Annotated in this window: 16 protein-coding genes and 1 pseudogene; 12 read left to right on the top strand and 5 right to left on the bottom strand. The window is 54.7% G+C overall.

Annotation, left to right across the window (positions count from 1 at the left end; genetic code table 11):
• Positions 1-187 precede the first annotated feature (187 nt).
• From BF12_RS0114435 to BF12_RS0114445, 3 genes are read right to left on the bottom strand one after another with little or no spacing between them, the layout of a single operon-like run.
• Positions 188-595 (bottom strand): DUF2069 domain-containing protein, encoded by a 408-nt coding sequence (locus BF12_RS0114435; RefSeq protein ID WP_024952880.1) that lies wholly within the window; start codon positions 593-595, stop codon positions 188-190.
• Positions 596-1,213: an NAD(P)H:quinone oxidoreductase gene (gene wrbA / locus BF12_RS0114440; RefSeq protein ID WP_024952881.1), complete on the bottom strand. Its 618-nt coding sequence runs from the start codon at positions 1,211-1,213 to the stop codon at positions 596-598.
• Between the two features lie 30 nt (positions 1,214-1,243).
• On the bottom strand, positions 1,244-1,603 hold the full coding sequence (locus tag BF12_RS0114445; RefSeq protein ID WP_024952882.1) for an arsenate reductase family protein: 360 nt from the start codon (positions 1,601-1,603) through the stop codon (positions 1,244-1,246).
• A gap of 105 nt (positions 1,604-1,708) precedes the next feature.
• Here BF12_RS0114445 and BF12_RS20380 point away from each other — a divergent pair, with 105 nt between their 5' ends.
• From BF12_RS20380 to smrA, 7 genes are all read left to right on the top strand, one after another.
• On the top strand, positions 1,709-3,022 hold the full coding sequence (locus tag BF12_RS20380) for a YihY family inner membrane protein (RefSeq protein WP_088743838.1): 1,314 nt from the start codon (positions 1,709-1,711) through the stop codon (positions 3,020-3,022).
• A 325-nt stretch (positions 3,023-3,347) separates the two neighbouring features.
• The gene (locus BF12_RS0114455; RefSeq protein ID WP_084488136.1) at positions 3,348-4,340 is read left to right on the top strand and encodes an alpha/beta fold hydrolase; all 993 of its coding nucleotides are present in this window, start codon (positions 3,348-3,350) and stop codon (positions 4,338-4,340) included.
• 339 nt (positions 4,341-4,679) lie between these two features.
• Complete coding sequence (gene potA / locus BF12_RS0114460) at positions 4,680-5,831, top strand: spermidine/putrescine ABC transporter ATP-binding protein PotA (protein ID WP_024952885.1); 1,152 nt, start codon at positions 4,680-4,682, stop codon at positions 5,829-5,831.
• Positions 5,828-6,709 (top strand): spermidine/putrescine ABC transporter permease PotB, encoded by an 882-nt coding sequence (gene potB, locus BF12_RS0114465; RefSeq protein WP_035160254.1) that lies wholly within the window; start codon positions 5,828-5,830, stop codon positions 6,707-6,709. The genes potA and potB overlap by 4 nt, the downstream gene beginning before the upstream one ends.
• Positions 6,706-7,494 (top strand): spermidine/putrescine ABC transporter permease PotC, encoded by a 789-nt coding sequence (potC, locus tag BF12_RS0114470; protein ID WP_051511041.1) that lies wholly within the window; start codon positions 6,706-6,708, stop codon positions 7,492-7,494. The genes potB and potC overlap by 4 nt, the downstream gene beginning before the upstream one ends.
• A gap of 1 nt (position 7,495) precedes the next feature.
• On the top strand, positions 7,496-8,587 hold the full coding sequence (locus BF12_RS0114475; protein ID WP_024952888.1) for an ABC transporter substrate-binding protein: 1,092 nt from the start codon (positions 7,496-7,498) through the stop codon (positions 8,585-8,587).
• Positions 8,588-8,789: 202 nt separating this feature from the next.
• Entirely contained in the window at positions 8,790-9,425 is a 636-nt protein-coding gene (smrA, locus tag BF12_RS0114485) for a DNA endonuclease SmrA (RefSeq protein WP_246116550.1), read from the top strand.
• A 131-nt stretch (positions 9,426-9,556) separates the two neighbouring features.
• Here the strand turns inward: smrA and BF12_RS0114490 are convergent, their stop codons facing one another.
• Positions 9,557-10,099, bottom strand: coding sequence for a hypothetical protein (locus tag BF12_RS0114490; RefSeq protein ID WP_035160255.1), 543 nt, complete (start codon positions 10,097-10,099; stop codon positions 9,557-9,559).
• Positions 10,100-10,386: 287 nt separating this feature from the next.
• Between BF12_RS0114490 and BF12_RS0114495 the strand changes: the two genes are divergently transcribed.
• Both BF12_RS0114495 and BF12_RS0114500 read left to right on the top strand, forming a co-directional pair.
• Complete coding sequence (locus BF12_RS0114495) at positions 10,387-12,411, top strand: BCCT family transporter (protein WP_024952892.1); 2,025 nt, start codon at positions 10,387-10,389, stop codon at positions 12,409-12,411.
• A gap of 458 nt (positions 12,412-12,869) precedes the next feature.
• Positions 12,870-14,540 (top strand): AMP-binding protein, encoded by a 1,671-nt coding sequence (locus tag BF12_RS0114500; RefSeq protein ID WP_035160266.1) that lies wholly within the window; start codon positions 12,870-12,872, stop codon positions 14,538-14,540.
• 134 nt (positions 14,541-14,674) lie between these two features.
• On the opposite strand, the pseudogene BF12_RS20385 reads toward BF12_RS0114500, so the two are convergent.
• A pseudogene (locus BF12_RS20385) lies at positions 14,675-15,921 on the bottom strand (dicarboxylate/amino acid:cation symporter).
• A gap of 606 nt (positions 15,922-16,527) precedes the next feature.
• Between BF12_RS20385 and BF12_RS0114510 the strand changes: the two are divergent.
• The 3 genes from BF12_RS0114510 to BF12_RS0114520 all read left to right on the top strand — a co-directional run bounded on the left by BF12_RS0114510 (position 16,528) and on the right by BF12_RS0114520 (position 20,625).
• Positions 16,528-17,730 carry a thiamine pyrophosphate-dependent dehydrogenase E1 component subunit alpha gene (locus tag BF12_RS0114510; RefSeq protein ID WP_084488138.1) on the top strand — a complete coding sequence of 401 codons (1,203 nt, stop codon included), beginning with the start codon at positions 16,528-16,530 and terminating at the stop codon, positions 17,728-17,730.
• A gap of 98 nt (positions 17,731-17,828) precedes the next feature.
• A complete protein-coding gene (locus tag BF12_RS0114515) occupies positions 17,829-18,797 on the top strand; it encodes an alpha-ketoacid dehydrogenase subunit beta (RefSeq protein WP_035160270.1) in 969 nt (322 codons plus the stop codon).
• An 88-nt stretch (positions 18,798-18,885) separates the two neighbouring features.
• Complete coding sequence (locus BF12_RS0114520; RefSeq protein WP_024952896.1) at positions 18,886-20,625, top strand: dihydrolipoyllysine-residue acetyltransferase; 1,740 nt, start codon at positions 18,886-18,888, stop codon at positions 20,623-20,625.
• Positions 20,626-20,669: the final 44 nt, after the last annotated feature.

Raw genomic sequence — 20,669 nt, forward strand, 5'->3', positions numbered from 1 at the left:
CATGAAACGTCGAAGAGCCCTTTATCTCATGTGCTGCAATCGCGCGCAGGTGTGGCGCACTACCCCTGCCAGTCTAGTGAATGCTGGACAAGCAGGAGTAGTGCGAAGCATCCAAGGGGATAAATAATCAGGTATCACCACGCAATGTGGCTTGGCGCATCAGAGATGTATTATCAAGCAGAGCGCATCATGACTGGCGAAGACGCTTCTGGTGGCGAGAGCGAAAACGCGCATATGCCACGCTGGAAACGAACAAGCCCACCGCGGCGAGTGCTTCCAGTACGCCCATCACAGCATGGCCTGGCACACTGGCCAGCATGACGCCTTGCATGATGTAGAGAAGGCTGACAAAAGCCAACCAGACGTGACCGCGTGCGCGACGTGTCAACACGGCCGGCAGAAATAGCGCAATAGGCAGCAAGCGAATCAATAGCGGTAACAGGCCATTGTTGTCGCTTTGCATCATCAATTGAATTCCTCCCACTAACAGCAGGATCGCTAGCGCAGTAAAGCTGAAGATGACTCCGCGGCGACTCTGTGCTTCCAAGGACTCAAGTCCTTTTTCGCGTTCTACTCGTTCAAGCCAGGCGCGCATCTATTTCTCCCTCAAGGGCAGCATGGAAAGAGCCAAGCGTGCGATACGCTTGCCTTGTGCGTGGGCCAGTCGACACTCATGTTGATCGACATCATTGTCACCACGCTTGCCGCTGACATGTGTCGTACCGTAAGGCGTTCCGCCTTGAGTCGTCTCGAGTAGCTCAGTGGCGCTATAGGGCACGCCCGCATAGACCATGCCGTGATGCAGCAACGGAATCAGCATGGTGATCAGCGTGGTTTCCTGACCGCCATGCAATGAGCTTGAGGCGCTGAAGGCGGTGGCGGGCTTGTCGATCAGTGCACCATTCATCCACAGCTCACTGGTGGAATCGAGGAAGTACTTGAGTGGCGCCGCCATGTTGCCAAAGCGGGTTGGGCTACCGAGGGCAAGACCGGCGCAGTGGCGTAGGTCGTCCAGCTCGACATACATCGCGCCGCTGTCAGGGATCTCTGCCTGTGTTTGCTCGCAGGTGGTTGATACCTCGGGGGCTCGACGCAGGCGGGCTTCGATGCCGCCCACTGACTCGATACCCGACGCGATTTGCTCGGCCAGTGTTTGTGTTGCACCGTGGCGTGAGTAGTAAAGCACCAGTACGTAAGGTGTTATGACTGACATGGATATCCCTTCAGATCAGGTGAACAGACTTCAGGCATCATCGAGGAGGGCAAGGACATCCTCTGGTGGTCGGCCGATCATAGCCCGGCGCCCGGTATCCAGGATGGGCCGTTGCATCAGCTTCGGTGTTGCGGAGATGGCATCCAGTCGTTGCGCATCGCTGGCATCAGTGAGCGTCAATGCCTTCCATTCGGACTCGTTCTCACGAGTGAGTGCACGAGCCCCACCCTCCAGGCGCGTGGCGAGTGCCGCCAGTTGTTCTCGATCAAGTGGGTTGTCCAGATAGCGAATGATCTCGAAACCCTCGCTGCCGAGGCGAGACTCCAGCAGTGCTAGAGCCTCGCGTGACTTGGAGCAGCGCGGGTTGTGGTAGAGTTTCAATATTGGCATGACTGTCTCCGTTTTCGGACAGGCTAATGGCAGAATGAAAGCGTCATGGGCTGAGACCTACGACAGCTTAAGAATTAGGCACGCATTGTAGAGGGGCGCACAAGAATGCCACAACTGCCAGGGATGCAGCGGGTGATGCTCGCTATCGGCGTAGTACTCAAGTTGGTGTCACGTTTCAACTTTCATGACGGTAAAAAAACAGCATCGGCACTGACATACACCACACTATTCGCCGTGGTGCCATTGATGACGGTCATCTATTCGATGTTTGCTGTGATCCCGAGCTTTGATGGTGTGGGCGATCAGCTCCAGACCACCGTATTTGCTCAATTTCTGCCGTCTACCGGCGAAACGATACTGCAATATCTCAACGAATTCTCTGGTCAGGCACGCAACCTGACCTCAGTCGGGTTGATCTTTCTGTTCGTCACGTCGGTGCTGATGATGATCACCATCGAAGGTGCTTTCAATGCCATTTGGCAGGTGCCAGAAGGGCGCAAGGGACTCTCGAGTTTCTTGATGTACTGGGCCGTATTGACGTTGGGTCCGCTGATGCTGGGCTCAGGCTTCTTGCTTTCATCCTACCTGACATCACTGTCCTTCTTTGACTCGGCGGCGTCACTGCTGGGAGGAAAGGCAGTGTTATTGCGTTTGTTGCCACCGTTGCTGAGTGCTGCGGCGTTTACCTTCATATTTGCCGCGGTGCCTAACTGCAAGGTGCGCTTGCGAGATGCAGCGGTTGGAGCACTGACCACTGCGCTGGCACTGGAGTTGGCCAAGGGCGGCTTCTCGATGTACGTGACGCACTTCCCGTCTTATCAGGCGATCTATGGTGCTTTTGCTGCTGTGCCGCTATTTCTGCTATGGGTTTTCCTGTCGTGGTGCATTGTACTGCTAGGGGCAGAAGTGGCTGCATGGATGGGGGAACGCTCGCATGCTGATTGGCATCGCTGGCCGCCGTTCTGGCAGACCCTCGGGGCGGTGATGTTGCTCAAGGATGCCCACGAACGCGGTGAGCCGTTATCAGATGATAGCCTGACCGACGTACTGGGCAGTCGCTATCGTCGAGTACTAAAACCGCTGATTACCGAGAATATTGCCAGTCAGACGCAAGATGGCCAATGGGTGCTGGGACGTGATCTCAATATCTACTCCCTCTGGGAATTGGCGCATGCGCTACCTTGGGATTTACCTGCAGGAGATGCCGGAGAAGCACCACATCCGCGCCTTGAACCACTGCGTGAAGCGTTGGCGATGGCGCGTGAGGCTGAGAAGGCACGGTTGAGTTGTGGTCTGACGGAGGTGTTGCCGGGAGTCAATGATGTCGAGTCTGAAATGACGCAAGCATTAGCTGCGGGTGAGTCAGATCCGTTGGGTGAATCGGCAACCAGACATGCAAAGACCAGCATGCACCGCTAGAACAGGACTGCATCTTTTTGAGATGTCTGTTCGTAATGAACAGAGGGTTTCGTGGTCAGCGACTGCATCATTCTTGAGACATGGTCGATAGCACCGACATGAAAAAGGCCCGCGGCTTCGCTGGGCCTTTTTCATGTCAGTCATCGGGTGCGCCTACCACAAGCCTGCCGATAGAGGACAATACCAACAGGCATTTCATTTCAGGAAGACGTCCATGATGTTATCTACGCAGAGTACTCCGGCGGTACGATATACCGCGGCTACCGGGAAGTTACGGAGCCGTTATCCAGTGCGCTCGTCAGCGATATTGTGCGCCGCCGTCATCATGTCACTCAGTGCTGTGATGGTGCCAGTGGCTGGGGCGAATGACGCGACCCAGGCAGGCCCCTTGGCCGGTGGTCAATCAGCGGATGTACTTGAGTCTACTGATGCTGTCTGGCCTACCAAGACGTATTACAGATATGCCATGGTAGAAGGGCAGCGTCTTTTCTATCGCGAAGCGGGTGAGCAACATGCTCAAACGATCGTACTACTGCATGGGTATCCTGCCTCTTCACATTCTTATCGAGAGCTGATTCCGTTGCTGTCGGGCCGCTATCATGTCGTCGCACCGGATTATATGGGGTCTGGCTATAGTGATCGTCCTGATCCTGAAGAGCAGCCCTATACCTTTGACCGTCTTGCGCGATATACCGAGGGGTTGCTCAAGGCATTGGGCGTCGAGCGCTATAGCCTGTATGTCCAGGACTTCGGTGCACCCGTCGGCTTTAGAATGCTGCTCAATGACCCGGATAAGCTACAGGGATTAATCGTACAGAATGGCAATGCCTATCTGGCGGGACTGACGCCTGCCAGACAAGCCTTCTTCAAGAGGGCTCATCAAGACACATCACAGGCTCAACGCGACATGCTCTATGCATTCACTGGACAGCAAGCCATTGTTGAAAAACAATATCTGCGCGATGTGCCCACGATGCCTCATGTGATGAGTCCCGATAGTTGGACACACGACTTGCACTTTCTGGAAGCGCGTAGTGATAGAATGATTCAGGTGCAACTACTTCAGGATTATTATAATAACTTACTTGATTATCCTGCATGGCAAGCTTATTTGCGTGAGCGTCAACCTCCGACCTTGATTGTATGGGGCAAGCATGACTCTGCCTTTATCGCGGCAGGCGCGGAGGCCTATTTGCAAGATGTTCCCAATGCTGAGCTGCACTTGTTGGAGGCAGGGCACTTTGCGGTTGAGGAAAAGCCCGTCGAAATCGCCAAGTATATCGTTGACTTCATGAACAGATTGCCGAAAGTAGAATGACCCTCTGATATATCGTGATTGATAGGCCTTGATGAGAGACGCCAGTGGCCAAGAGTCATCGGCGTCTTTTTTTTCATGTGCTATCGCTACCGCATTGCATCCCTCTCATGGCTGAGATATCAGCACGTTTCTTGCGCGCAACGCCTGCGGTATCCTTTCTCGCAGGTGACTGATGGTCATGATAATATTCACTGCACATAAGCCGTTCAGGTAGCACCAGACCTTGCAGTGGTGTTGACAGGAATAGCACAAAGTTTGCGTATGGGCGCGCCTTGATCGGCGCGCCTTTCATGTATCAGGGAGGCGCTCGCGTTTCCCCTTGGAGGTGACAGCCTGCCGATGAAAAGTTCTGCTCTTGCGCCTGCCCCTCTGATCAAGCTGCGTTCCATTTCCAAGACATTTGGCGATCGCAAGGTACTTGATAACCTGGATCTGGATTTGAATGATGGTGAGTTCGTAACGCTGCTAGGTCCCTCTGGGTGCGGCAAGACGACCGTGCTCAGAATGATCGCCGGCTTTGAAGATCCTGACTCGGGCAGTATCACGCTCGAGGGTGGCGTCCTTCATGACATGCCCGCTCATGAGCGCCCAGTCAATACGGTCTTCCAGAGCTATGCGCTGTTTCCGCACATGAATGTCTATGACAACGTGGCATTTGGCCTGCGAATGGAAAAGGTCGCCAAGGCCGAGATTCATGAGCGGGTGCGCGAAGCCCTGGAAATGGTTCAGTTGGCGCATCTCTCGGATCGCCGCCCGGATCAACTCTCTGGTGGTCAGCAGCAGCGTGTGGCCATTGCCCGCGCTGTGGTCAAGCGTCCGCGCGTGCTTCTGCTGGATGAACCGTTGTCGGCTCTGGATTACAAGCTGCGCAAGCAGATGCAGAATGAACTCAAGCGTCTGCAGCGCCGGCTGGGGATTACCTTCGTCTTCGTGACACATGATCAGGAAGAAGCACTGTCGATGTCAGATCGCGTCGTGGTGATGCGCGAAGGCGGTATTGAGCAGATTGGTACACCGCGTGAAGTGTATGAATCACCGAATACTTTATTTGTGGCGCGTTTTGTCGGTGAGATCAATCAGCTCGCGGCGCAGATCATTCGACCACTACCCGCGGGGCGTATCGAGATTCAAGTGCTGGACAAGCGCCTTGAGCTCAGCAGTCATGGCCGTGAGTATGCAGGCGGTGAGGCCGTGCAGGTGCTGTTGCGCCCTGAAGACATGCGCCTGAAACTCGTCGATGCTACGGAAGGTTTCCCCGCGCGCGTCATTGAGCGTAACTATAAGGGGATGACACTGGATACTGTGCTGGAGCTCGATAGTGGCCAGCAGATGCTCGCCAGTGAGTTCTTTGATGAAGATGATCCGGACTTTGATTATCGGCTCGGTGAGCGGGTACGTGTCAGCTGGGTGCCTGACTGGGAGATCATTCTTCCGGACGATGAAGCGCCCGCTAGACCCGTATCTCCCGCCTCGACAGGAGCGGGTGCATGAGTCTGGTGCGCAACCCATTCAAGACTGCCACGCTGACCATCATCTGGGGCTGGCTGATTCTGCTGGTATTGGCACCTACGCTGTTGGTGGTGCTGGTGAGTCTGATGCCGGAAAGTACAGGGCAGTTGAATTTCTCTGACCTGAGTCCAGCAGTGCTGTGGCAAGGTTTCCTTAGTAACTACGGTCAATTGATCAGTCCGGTCTATATCGGTGTCTTTGGTCATTCGTTGTGGATCGGCCTGATCACGACAGTGATATGCCTAGTGCTCGGCTATCCGTTTGCCTGGATGATCTCACGCGCTAGCCCGCGTCTGCAGCCACTGTTATTGCTGCTAGTGATCATTCCGTTCTGGACCAACTCGCTGATCCGGATCTATGCCTTGCGTACCCTGATCGCTACGCGTGGTCTGCTCAATGACGTGTTGATGAGTCTTGGGTTGATCGATGCCCCCCTACGGCTGCTGTATACCGAAGAGGCCGTGATTGTCGGACTGGTCTATATGTTGCTGCCGTTCATGATTCTGCCGCTGTATGCCGTCTTTGAGCAGTTGAGTCGCGCAACCCTTGAAGCTGCGCGTGATCTGGGCGCCAATGGAGCTGCCTCCTTCCGCCATATCGTACTGCCGTTGACCATGCCGGGCATCATTGCGGGCGTGCTACTGGTCTTCCTGCCGGCGATGGGCATGTTCTACGTCTCCGATTTGCTCGGTGGCTCACGCCATCCGCTGATCGGCAACATCATCAAGGGCCAATTCCTGGAGGCCAACAACTGGTCCTTCGGGTCTGCCATCAGCGTGATGTTGACGATGATAATGGCCTTCCTGCTGCTGGCCTATTATCGCAGTGTGAAGTTGTTCAAGCGCGAGGCGACCTTATGAGCTTGCGTAATGCGGTGAGCCTGCGCATGTTCAGTCGTTGCTACATGACGCTGATCTTTACACTGCTGTACGTACCCATTCTGGTGCTGATCGGGATTTCGTTTAACGACTCACGGAATCCGTTTGCGTGGGGTGGCTTTAGCCTGCGCTGGTACGATAAGTTGCTGGGGAATAGCAATCTGATGGAGGCGGCAGTCAATACGCTATGGCTTGGAGTGACTGCCGCGACGTTGGCGACGTTGATCGGCACGCTGACCGCGACGGCACTTCATCGTTATCGTTTTCGGGGCAAGCCGTTGCTCAATGGCATGCTGTTCACGGTAATGATGATGCCGGACATCGTGATGGCGATTGCATTTCTGGCGCTGTTCATCGCCCTTGGCATTCAGCTGGGTTACTTCTCGTTGCTCGTCGCTCACGCCACGTTCTGTCTGCCATTCGTCGTCATTACGGTCTATTCACGCCTGTCGGGTATCAATCCGCAGTTGCTAGAGGCAGCGCGAGATCTCGGAGCCAGTGAGTCGCGTGCGGTATGGCATGTGCTAGTGCCAGCCTTGCTGCCTGCCATTGCTTCCGGTTGGCTACTTAGCTTTACTCTATCGCTGGATGATGTGGTGATCTCGACCTTTGTGACCGGGCCAACCTTCGAAGTGCTACCGCTGCGCATCTACTCGATGGTACGTCTGGGGCTAAAGCCTGAAGTGAATGCATTGGCGACCCTATTGCTGGGCTTGTCGTTATGCCTGCTGGTGGTTTCCCAGTTGTTGATCAAGGAGAAAAAGTAACATGCAATTTCTGTCTTCCCGTATCGCTCCCCGTACTGCGCTAGTCACTGCTGTAGCAGCGGTAACGGCCTCCTTCATGACGCTGGGTAGTGCAAGCCAGGCTATCGCCGATGATAGTGACAAGGTGCTGTATGTCTATAACTGGACTGAGTACATGCCTGATGAGGTGATCGAGCGTTTCGAGGAAAAGACCGGCATTGATGTCATCTACTCGACCTTCGATTCCAATGAAGCGATGTATGCCAAGCTCAAGCTGCTGGACAGCAACAACAGTTATGATCTCATCTTCCCGTCGACCTATTACATCGACAAGATGGCACGAGAAGGGCTGCTTCAGAAGCTGGATATCAGCAAGCTGGGCAACTTCAAGGATCTCGATCCGAATCTGGTCGATCGTGAGTTCGACAAGGGCAATCAGTACAGCGTGCCTTATATGTGGGGCAGTGCCGGTATCGGCTATAACCCTGATTACGTCGAGACGGGTGAGCTGAGCAGCTGGAATGATCTGTGGAATGACAAGTATCGCGACAAGCTGTTGCTGTCCAATGACATGCGTGAAGTCTTCCACGTCGCACTGGCAAGTCTCGGCTTCAGTGGTAACACCACTAATCCTGACGAAATCAAGGCAGCTTACGAGAAGCTGACCCAGCTGATGCCGAATGTGCGTGCGTTCAATTCTGACGCTGCGCGGGTACCCTTCATGCAGGGTGAGGTCGATGCAGGATTGATCTGGAACGGTGAGGTCTATCAGGCCAATGAGGAAGGCGTGCCAGTGGATTATGTCTATCCCAAGGAAGGCATCATCCTGTGGATGGATACCATGGCCATCCCGTCCAATGCACGCCACGTAGAGGCGGCGTATCAATTCATGAACTACCTGATCAGCCCGGAAGTCAGCAAGGAAATCAGTGAGTATGTTGGCTATACCACGCCGAGTCTGGCAGCCAAGAAATTGATGGCTCCTGAAGTGCGGGACAATCCGGTCGTCTTCCCGACCCAGGCAGATCTTGAGCGTGGTGAGTTCCAGACTGATGTGGGAGATGCCTTGCCGATTTATCAGAAGTACTGGGAAAAGCTCAAGACCGGTCGTTAAGTATCAGTACGACAAAATACGGTCAATGACTTGAGTCTGACCAACGCCCCGAGGCATGCTTTGTTTCGGGGCGTTATTGTGTATGGACAATGACAAGTGGATAGCAGGGGGCGGCAGGAAAGTGCGCTTCCGGAGCGACTCCCGCACACCGAAGTCTATTGCCAGTAGCGACCCCTCATCCTGATCGATCGTGGAGGGTGCCATGTCTCGTTTTTCCCCGGTGATGATATCTGCGTCGCGCGAAGTGAGTGGTGCCGAGGTGGATGACCTATTTCGGCGTGAGATGCTCGATGTCACACCACTGACGCGCGGCATTGATCGAGCAGATGTTGCTGCTAGGTCTCAGGGGCCTAGCAATGCGCAGCTTGTGCGTCGTGAGGACGCTCAGAAATCGCTCGGTAATGAACTCGATGGACTGTCTGATAGCTATGTGGAGCATCTGTCACCCCACGACCCCATCGAGTATCGTCGTGATGGCATTCAGGTGGGGGTGTTGGAACGCCTCCGCCACGGCGGCTATCCACCAGAGGCGCAGCTGAACTTGATACGCCGGCCTTTGATCGAATGTCGGCGAGAAGTACAGCGCTTTGTCCGTGATGGATGGGAGAGCGAATTACGCTCGTTGCTAGTCATTCATGGCAGAGGGCGCGATAGCGAGTCTCACGCAGCCCTCATCCGCGCCTACCTGGTGCACTGGCTAGAGCAGATCCCTCAAGTGCAGGCATGGTGCAGTGCTACGCCGCGTCATGGTGGGTTGGGTGCCACGCTCATCATGTTGCGCAAGTCGCGTTCAGCGCGCGACACCAACCGTGAGCGTCACCAGAAACGTCGCGGTTAGTGATGACGACCAGTGAGGTCTTTCTATTCTTGAGGCCAGCGGAACAAAAACGCTCGTTACATGGCGCTCGTGGCGGGCGTTTTTGTGTCTTATTGGCTCATGCCGACTCATCAAGCGTGTACTGCGTGCGACTACTGAACGCTGTACCCACGACCGGCCAGACAGGCGCTTAATGCACGGCGGTAGATATCGGCATTGCCTGCGGTAACAGGTGGGGCTACCGAGTTAACCTCAGCGTCACTCTGCTGGTTGGCCCAGCGATGGCATTCATAGCGATCACGAGCGATCTGGTCTTCGTGTTGGCCTTTGGAGGGGTAGGCAATGACATCCACTGCCGGTGCTGACAACGTCGCGGGTGCCGGTGCCTGAACTGGAAGATATTGCTCCTGACTCGCGTCCCAAAGATAGTAGGTGCCGGCGGCCAGGAAGAAGAGAGTCGCACCGACCCAGATACCTCGCGCGTTGCCAGGTAGGCCATGCCCATGCCCCGGGCCTCCTGGTGCCCAGTGAGCTGCTCTGCCTGGTCCTCCATGTCTTATCACGATGCCTGGCCCCACAATACCGTGCTCGTAAAATCCGCCACGGCCTGGTTCCGCCATGGCTGGAGACATGGGGAGGGCGGCGACCAATGCCAAGGATATTCCTAGCGAGCGGATTGTGCTTTTTGTGGCCATGTTGACACCTCCTCTAAAACGCATGTCGTCATATTATGTTCTTTGGATAGAGTGGCAGTGTGTAAAAAGCAGGGAAAGAAACGTCATCTCAGGGATGAGAAGGGAGGGAGTGAAGGTTGCTGAAAAAGAAGATGCAAGGACATGGAAAGCAAGCGAGTCTACTGCGTTGGTTGTAGATACATAAGGTGGTACTATCCGCGCCAAAATTGATGGTTTCTTTGCTGCTAATACGATGTGCAGAGAATTCTTGCGCCTCGTCTTCCTGATAGTCTCACAAGGATATTTCCATGCGTTCTACCCCTGCTGCGGGTGGCGGCGACCCCGCCAATGCCCCGCTGCGTAGTGGCGTGTTTGCCAAGGTCAACCCGCCCGTCTTCTTTAGTGCCAATGCTATTATCCTGCTGCTGGTGATCTTTACGGCTTTTTTCTCGGAAATTGCCGTATCGATGTTTGAATCAGTCCAGCATTGGATTACTGAGACTGTCAGTTGGTTTTATATCCTGTGTGTGGCCATTGTGCTTGTTTCTGTCGTTTATGTCGGGTTCTCACGTCACGGTGAGATACGCTTGGGCCCAGATCATTCTCTACCTGATTACAAGAACGTGACCTGGTTCGCGATGCTGTTCTCGGCAGGCATGGGGATTGGCCTGATGTTCTTCGGTGTAGCCGAGCCCGTCATGCACTTCCTGAATCCGCCAACGGGAACTCCCGAACAGGTAGAGACTGCACGTGAAGCCATGAAGCTGACCTTCTTCCATTGGGGGCTGCATGCCTGGTCTATCTATGCCATCGTTGCGCTGATCCTGGCTTACTTCAGCTATCGCCATGAGCTGCCGCTGACCTTGCGTAGTGCGCTATATCCACTGATAGGTGACCGCATCTATGGCCCGATCGGGCATGCGGTCGACATCTTTGCAATCGTGGGTACTGTCTGTGGTGTTGCCACCACGCTGGGCTATGGTGTCGCGCAGGTCAATTCTGGGCTCTCGCATCTGACAGGACTGCCTAACAACGATATTACTCAGGTCGCGATTATTGTCATCATCACTGGTCTTGCGACCATTTCGGTGGTGACTGGGCTCGATAAGGGCATTCGCATCCTGTCCGAGTTGAATCTTGGGCTGGCGGTAGTGTTGATGTTGTTCGTGCTGCTGCTGGGCCCGACAGCATTCCTGCTCAAGGCATTTGTCCAGAATACCGGCTTCTATATGGCCGATATTGTTGGTAAGACCTTTGAGCTTTATGCCTATGAGCCAAATGACTGGATCGGTGGTTGGACGCTACTTTATTGGGGCTGGTGGATGTCCTGGTCGCCGTTCGTGGGGATGTTTATTGCACGTGTTTCTCGCGGGCGTACCATTCGTGAATTCGTGATCGGCGTATTGTTTGTTCCGGCAGGTTTCACTCTGCTATGGATGACTATCTTCGGTAACACTGCCATTTCGATGATTCTCGATCATGGCGTCACTGCACTAGTGGATACGGTTAACGACAACTACTCCTTGGCACTATTTACCTTCCTGGAGCAGTTGCCATTATCGTCCATTACCTCTGTGATCGCACTGGTGATGGTCATTGTATTCTTCGTCACTTCAGCAGATTCAGGCTCGATGGTCGTCGATATGCTGGCCTCGGGAGGGCGCGAAGATACGCCAACCTGGCAGCGAATTTACTGGGCCTTTGCGGTAGGTGTCCTGGCGATCGTGTTATTGCTGGCGGGTGGATTGGGCGCGCTACAGACCGCGACCATTGCGACAGCGTTACCTTTTGGCGTGATTCTACTGGCATCCATCTTTGGGCTGTTACGCCAGCTTAATCTTGAGTCGGTCAAGCGTCGTTCGCTGTCGGTGAATACCGCTGCGGCCACGCCGATGGGCGAGAAGGGCAACTGGCGCAAGCGCGCTCAACACCTGATGAGCTTCCCGACGCGTACGATGGTCCGCGGCTTTGTGCGTGGCACCGTCGCTGAGGGGATGCAGGAATTAGCTGAAGAGCTGCGCGGTCAGGGGCTTGAGGTTGAGGTGACGGTCAGTCGAGACCGTGTCTACTTCAAGGCGCGTCACGGCGAAGAATATGATTTCATCTATGGAGTGCGGATTCGTTCTCACCTGCGTCCGGACCTTGGGCTGGACCAGGAAGATGAAGGCGATGAAGAGGATTACTGTCGTGCCGAGGTATTTCTCAAGGAAGGTGGCCAGTCCTATGATCTGATGGGGTATAGCAGAGATCAGGTTATCAATGACTTGCTCGAGCAGTACGAGCGACACATGCATTATCTGCATCAGCTGCGTCTGAGCCACACGAACAGCTAAGGTCTGAGACTGGCTACCATCGCTGGTGATAAATCGCTCGCTATCACTAGCGGGTCAACATCATCAGGTTGTGAACGGTACGCCTCGCCAAAATAACATGCCCTGCAGAGTCTTCTGTGGGGCATGCTGCGTTTCATGGTGTGAGTTTTATCTTGTTTCCTATTGTGCACTCCAGAGTTGCGCCTGACACCAAGGTCGCAAGGCGGCATGAAACAGTCGTATGTTTCAATGTGATAACAAAGCTGCTGAATCAGCCAACGGCGTTTGATGCAGGTTTGAGGCTATGCTTGCGTCACATGTCTGTGAATCATGCCTCTTGTTCAAAACAATAAAGTGGCGGGCATCATCACTCGGATGAGGCCACGCGCTGATATAGGAGACTTGCCATGCATAACGCCAGCGACGCCTCATCTCCCGAAGACAACTCGACACAGGATGCGCGCATGGAGCCCGAGACCATGGATGGAAAGTCCTGCATACGTTCGCCGGACGAGATTGATTTCACAGGTCTTGATTCGCTGATGGACATGCTTGAGCGTGCCTGCCATGAGCATGCTGAGCGCTCGGCCTTTACCTGTATGGATCGTACCATGCGCTTTGCTGAGCTAGAGGCGACCAGCCGCCAGCTGGCGGACTGGTTCCAGCATGAGACAGACCTCAAGCCTGGTGATCGCGTTGCGATTCAGCTGCCCAATACGCTGATGTTCCCGGTGGTAGCCTTTGCTGTCATTCGTGCTGGGCTGGTGCTGGTCAATACCAACCCGCTGTATACCGAGCGTGAGATGGAGCATCAGTTCAATGACTCAGGTGCTCGTGCCCTCGTGGTACTGGCCAATATGGCCGATAAGGTCGAGCGCGTACGTGCCCGGACTCAACTGGAGTACGTGCTGGTCTGTGAATTAGGTGACATGCACCCACCGGTGAAGCGTCTGTTGATCAATACGGTGGTCAAGCACGTCAAGAAACTCGTGCCGAGCTATCATCTGCCGGATGCGATTCCGCTACGCAAGGCGATTGCCTCAGGCAAGGCTGAGCGCTGGGAGCGCCCGACGTTAGCGCTTGATGATGTTGCTGTGCTGCAATATACCGGCGGTACGACGGGGGTTGCCAAGGGGGCGATGCTGACGCATCGCAATCTGCTGGCCAACATGCTGCAAGGGCGCATGGCGCTAACTCAGGGGCTAGTGGCAGGGCAGGAAACGCTGGTTGCGCCGCTGCCGCTTTATCATATATACGCCTTTACCATTCATCTGGCCTGTATGTTGGGTGAGGGAAATCACTCGTTGTTGATTCCCAATCCACGCGATATCCCCGGCTTCGTAAAGACGCTCAAGAGTGCTGATTTCACGATGTTCGTCGGGCTCAATACGTTGTTTGTGGCACTTTGCAATAATCCTGGTTTTCAGGCGCTGGACTTCTCGAAGCTCAAGATCACCACCTCTGGTGGGGTCGCGCTGACGCGTAAGGCGGCAGAGGAGTGGAAGCGTGTGACGGGCAGTGATATTTCGGAAGGCTACGGCATGACAGAGACATCTCCTATCGTGTCGTTTAATCCACTGGATGCCATTCAGCTCGGTACCATCGGTCGGCCAATGCCTTCTACTGAGGTACGACTCTATGATGAGGAAGGTGGGTTGGTGCCCATGGGTGAGCCTGGTGAGCTATGCGTCAAGGGGCCGCAGGTGATGAAGGGCTACTGGCAGCGTGAGCAGGCTACGCAGGAGAGCTTTACTGACGATGGTTTCCTGCGCACCGGTGATATTGCAGTCTTCCAGGACGATGGCTATATGCGCATTGTCGATCGCAAGAAAGATATGATCATTGTCTCTGGCTTCAATGTGTACCCCAACGAAGTTGAGGATGTCATCGTGCGTCATCCTGAGGTGCTGGAGACAGCCGCCGTTTCCGTTGCCGATGAACGAAGTGGTGAGGCCATCAAGCTTTATGTGGTGCTCAAGGATGGCAGCCGTCTGGATGCCGAGACACTGCGCGATTGGTCACGCAAGGAACTGGCTAGCTACAAGGTACCGCGTCATGTCGTATTCATAGATGAGCTCCCCAAGACCAACGTCGGCAAGGTGCTGAGGCGTGAGTTGCGTGATTCTCCTCCCGAAGATGTTGAACATTAGACGACTTCTGGTGGATGACACCGGAGCCCTTGATACCGACTGGCCTGATATTTGACCATAAAAAATGCCCCGCTCATTGAGCGGGGCATTTTCATATCCAACCATCTTCATGACACAAGACGGTACCCGTGTAATTACTGCTTGTGCGGCGCGTTGTAGATTTCGAAGTCCAGCTCTTTCTCGGATTTACCGACCAACGTGGTGACCATTAGGTCGCCTGCCACGTTCACGGTCGTACGCGCCATATCGAGAATACGGTCGATACCTGCAATCACTGCGATGGCTTCCAGTGGTAGGCCGACCTGGCTCAGTACGATGGATAGCATAATGAGGCCAGCGCCCGGGACGCCTGCAGTACCAATCGATGCCAGCGTGCCAGTCAGCACGATCATACCGTAATCCATCATCGACAGTTCAATGCCGGTCAGCTGAGCGATGAAGAGTGCGACGACGCCCTGATAGATCGCGGTGCCATCCATGTTGATGGTCGCGCCGACGGGCAGCACGAAACCAGATACCCCTTCAGAGACGCCGAGATTTTTGCGTGCACAGCGGATCGAGATCGGCAAGGTGCCGGAACTGGAAGCAGAGGAAAATGCCACGACCAGAGCATCAAGGATGCCGCGTAGATAACGCACCGGATTGAGCTTGCCCAGCAATGCCAGCAGGCCGGAATACACCACCAGTACATGCAAGATGCTGGCAAGGTACGCAACGCCGATCACCTTGCTAGCGGCAGCAGTACATCCATGCCGTAATTGCCGGAGACATGCGCCATCAGGCCGAAGACGCCAAACGGAGCAAAGGCCATCACGAATTCAGTCAGCTTATACATGACTTCCGCAAAGCTATCGAAAACGCGCACGACAGGTTCGCCCTTGTCACCAATCATGATCAATGAAATGCCGATACCAATGGCAAAGACGATGATTTGCATGATGTTGCCATTGGCCAAGGCATCAATCGGATTGCGGGGGACGAGATCAACGAGGATCTGCACCAGGGAAGGGGCTTCCTTGGCATCCATGCCTTTCTCAAAGCTGAAGTCCACACCAGCACCCGGCTGGAAGATGCTCGATGCGAGCATGCCAATAGTGATGGCAAAGGCCGTGGTCAGCAGATACAACGCGATGGTCTTACCGCCGATACGGCCCATCTTCTGCGGGTCGCGCATTGACGTGATACCCACGACCAATGTGCTAAATACCAGCGGTACGATAAGCATTTTGATGGCATTGATGAAGATGTCGCCCAGCGGCTTGAAGGCGCTAGCATCCTTGCCCATCAAAGCACCGGCCAGAATACCGAGCGCGAGACCACCAAGGATTTTCTGCCACAACGGCAGGCGACGCCACAGATTAGGGCGGGAAGAGTCACTCATGGGACTGTCCTTACTCGAGGAGGCGATGTCAGTCGCTATTGCACACAGGATGACCCGAGCGCTTTTGGATATGAAATGCCCAAAAGCTTGAGGCACTGATTTGGTGCGGGAAGGTTACCAGTCCACTCACTGACGCCATCTGCACCTTTAGTCTTAAATTTTGCTTGTTTAACGCAAATTCTGATGATCATGCCAATGTTGCATGCCCCCATGCCGCAAAAGGTTCAACCAAAGATGTAGTAAGTCAGCAGGACTATTCACTGCATTTGGGTGTCTTTTACGTTAACGTCAACTGCTAACCCTGTCGTGACAACTTCAACTACGCTGACAGATGACAGATGCCTATTCGGATCTGTTGGCATGATGTTGCTACCGCCAGACCATCTGCCTGCCCGTCCTCACAAGGGGCTGGCAGGACCCTCAAGCACCTGATCGGTAAAGGGGATGATGAGCATGTCCGATACAAGAACAACAGGATCCGAGACAAGTGGATCAAAGACACGCACTCCTGACTCGGCGACGCGTTCAGTGGACGAGTTGACTGCGACTCCCACTGCCCAGCAGCTGTCACCTGACAGCGCCGATGTACTGCATCGTGTTGCCTTCATGACCGGAGATGAGCTGACCATTCCCATCTTCAAGCGTCTGCGTCAGGACGGCACTCTCTATCGTGAGGGAGATGAAGTCAGTCTTGAACGCGACAAGGCGCTCAAGATCTATCACACCATGTTGTTCACCCGTGTGTTGGACGAGCGCATGCTGGCGGCCCAAAGACAGGGGCGCTTGAGCTTCTATATGCAGTGCACCGGTGAAGAGGCCACTGTCATTGGTAGCGCTGCGGCGTTGGAAGACGATGACATGATCATGGCGCAATATCGTGAGCAGGGCGCGCTGGCGTGGCGTGGTTTCAGCTGTGACGAGTTCATGAATCAGATGTTTGGTAATGAGCTCGATTATGGCAAGGGCCGTCAGATGCCGATCCATTACGGCTCACGTGACCTGCATTACATGACGATTTCCTCGCCCTTGGCAACGCAGATTCCCCAGGCAACCGGCTACGCCTATGGCCAGAAGCTGGCCGGTAAAGGCCGTTGCACAATTACCATCTTCGGTGAAGGCGCTGCCTCTGAGGGTGACTTCCATGCCGCGCTCAACATGGCATCCGTGCATCGAGTGCCGTGTATCTTCCTGTGTCGCAATAACGGCTATGCCATCTCAACACCGTCTAGCGAACAGTTCGCGGCTGACGGTATTGCTCCGCGTGCGTTCGGGTATCACATGCAATGCATTCGCGTAGATGGTAATGACTTGATTGCCGTTTATGAGGCCACGTGCGCTGCGCGCAAGATCGCAGTTGAGACTAACCAACCGGTGCTGATTGAAGCTATGACGTATCGTCTGGCCGCACACTCGTCTTCTGATGACCCCTCTGGTTACCGTAGCAAGGAAGAGGAAGCTATCTGGCGTGACAAGGACCCCATTCTGCGCATGCGACACTGGCTTGAGGCTCAAGGCTGGTGGAGTGAAAAAGAGGAAAAGGCAGCCGGTGATCAACTGCGTCGCGAGGTACTGGAGTCGATGAAGCGTGCCGAGAAACTGGCGCCACCACCGTTGGACTCCTTGATCTCAGATGTCTATGACATGCCGCCGCCGTTACTTGAGCAACAGCTGAAAGATCTCAAGCAACACATACGCAAATATCCTCATGCCTATCCCAAGGGCGCCAGTAGCATGGGATTTAGTGCTCAGGAGATTGAACAGAGTCGCAAGACGCATGAGCAGTTGCAGCAAGGAGGCGAGCAGTCATGAGCGAACAACAGGCGATGTCATCTGCTAATGCAGAGCAGGCCGCTGGGGCTGCGAGAGAAGGGAATACTTCGCCCGTCAGCGGGACTGGCAGCAAGAAGATGAACATGTTGCAGGCGATAAATGATGCGCTTGATATCGCGATGGACGCCAACCCACAGGTAGTCCTGTTTGGTGAGGATGTTGGTGTCTTCGGCGGCGTCTTTCGCGCCACCAGTCACCTGCAAGACAAATATGGCCGTGATCGCTGCTTCAATACCCCGCTGACTGAACAGGGCATCATTGGCTTTGCCAATGGCTTGGCAGCACAGGGGTCAACGCCAGTCGCTGAAATCCAGTTTGCCGATTACATCTTCCCTGCCTTTGACCAGATCGTGAATGAGGCGGCCAAGTTCCGTTATCGTTCTGGGGATCTGTTCAATGTTGGCGGGTTGACCATCCGTACTCCCTACGGCGGCGGTATCGCGGGTGGGCTCTATCACTCCCAGTCACCGGAAGCCTATTTTGCACATACTCCCGGGCTCAAGGTCGTGATTCCGCGCAACCCGCACCAGGCCAAGGGGCTGCTACTGGCCTCGATTCGTGATCCAAATCCAGTGCTGTTCATGGAGCCAAAGCGCCTCTATCGCGCCTCGGTCGGTGAAGTGCCGGAGGGTGACTATGAGCTACCACTGGGTGTGGCGGAGGTCATTAGCGAAGGGCGCGATATCACCTTGCTAGGCTGGGGCGCGCAGATGGAAGTCATAGAAAAGGCCGCCGTCATGGCTGAGCGTGATGGTATCGACTGCGAGGTCATTGATCTGCGCAGTATCTTGCCTTGGGACATCGAAACCATATGTAAGTCCGTGCTCAAGACCGGTCGACTGGTAGTCAGTCATGAAGCGCCATTGACAGGTGGTTTTGCCAGCGAAATTGCGGCCACAGTCCAAGAACGCTGCTTCCTGTATCTGGAAGCTCCGATACGTCGCGTCACTGGCCTCGATACACCGTTTCCGCTAGTGCTCGAGAAGGAGCACCTACCGGACGAGCTTAAGATTTACGAGGCCATCAAGCAAAGCTTGAGCTACTGACAGTCTGTTCATCCAATCTGTTGAGCAATGCTCATGCTTGAGTGACAGCTTATGTTTTCGTGAAAAGTACCAGGGAGTGACGTGCGCCATGAATGATTTCATCCTGCCCGATATCGGCGAAGGCATTGTCGAGTGCGAGCTGGTCAAGTGGTTAATCAAGGAAGGTGATCGGATCGAGGAAGACCAGCCGGTCGCTGAAGTCATGACAGACAAGGCACTAGTGGAAATTCCGGCGCCGCATGCCGGTATCGTGGTCCGCCTTTACTGTCAGGAAGGTGAGATTGCGCGTGTTCATTCACCGCTGTTTGCGGTGGATGATGGTGTTGGGGAAAGTGACGAGACACACCAGAGTGAAGCTGACGTGAGTGCCGATCACGAGAGTGCCGATCACGAGAGTGATACTGCTGTAATGGCTGGGCAGCGACAGACTCAAGCGCCCGAAGCTGCCATTTCATCGACGGCTCAATCCCAGATTCATACGTCTATTGTTGAGCGTCGCTCGCGAGACTTTATTTTGCCGGATATCGGTGAAGGCATTGTCGAGTGTGAGGTGGTGACCTGGCACGTCGCGGAAGGCGATACGGTAGAAGAAGATCAGACGATCGTCGACGTGATGACCGACAAGGCACTGGTGGAAATCACCGCCTCCGAGTCCGGCCGCATTGTACGCTTCCATTATGCTCAGGGAGAAAATGCCCGAGTGCATACGCCGCTCTATGCATATGTACCAGATGACATCTCCGAGGCAGAGGAACTCGGAGAATGTGATGATGGTGCCGCCGAGGCGGTGTCTCATTCAAGCCGTGCTCCGCAAGATAGTGAACGTCAGCCCGGCAACTCAGGCGCGACACCCGTGACCTCTCATCAGGCTCGGATTCCTGCCACGCCTGCTGTTCGTCGTCTGCTGCGTGAGCATGCTCTAGATATCACTGTCATCGCGGGCTCCGGTCGCAAGGGGCGTGTACTGAAAGAGGATGTACTGGCTTATCTGGCTCGAGCAGAGGAGAGCGCTGGAGACGCAAGCGTATCCTTCCCCCAAGCGTCAGTAGGCAACCAGCGTGATGATTCGCCACCTGACCATGAGAAACGCGATGACATCAGACAGACGGCTCCCGTACGTCTTGAGGCTCGGCGTGTTCCTCTCAAGGGTGTGGCGGCCGTGATGGCCCGACGAATGGTGCAGTCCAGCACCCAGATTCCGCATTTCCATTATGGTGATGAGCTGGATGTCACGGACCTGCTGCTGCTGAGGGCACGCCTAAAACCACGTGCGGAACAAGAGGGCGTTCGTCTGACGCTCATGCCATTCATCATGAAGGCGATGGCATTGGCTGTGATCGCAGAGCCTGTGCTCAATGCACGACTCAGTGAGGATGGTGAGTCCATCCATTATCAGGATTCCTGCAATATCGGCATGGCTGTCGATGGCGCCGCGGGACTGATGGTGCCTAACGTCAAGGGAGTCGAGCGGTTGAGCATTCTCGACATTGCGCGTGAGGTAGGACGATTGACTGAATCAGCGCGTAGCGGACGAGTGGCCCAGGCAGACTTGAAGGGCGGTACGCTATCGATTTCCAATATCGGCGCATTGGGCGGTACCTATGCGGCGCCGATCATCAATCAACCTGAAGTGGCGATTGTTGCGCTGGGACGCACGCAGCGTTTACCACGCTTTGATGCCGAGGGGCAGGTATGTGCCCGTGACATCATGACCATCACCTGGGCGGGTGATCACCGCATTATTGATGGCGGTACCATCGCGCGCTTCAGTAACCTGTGGAAGCATTATCTTGAGCATCCTGATGAGATGTTGCTGTCATTGGCGTAATGATTGATGCAGACATCCCGTTATCGACGGCTGGATAGCCACCC

The organism is Cobetia crustatorum, from assembly GCF_000591415.1.
In the GTDB taxonomy this organism is placed as follows: Bacteria; Pseudomonadota; Gammaproteobacteria; order Pseudomonadales; family Halomonadaceae; genus Cobetia; species Cobetia crustatorum.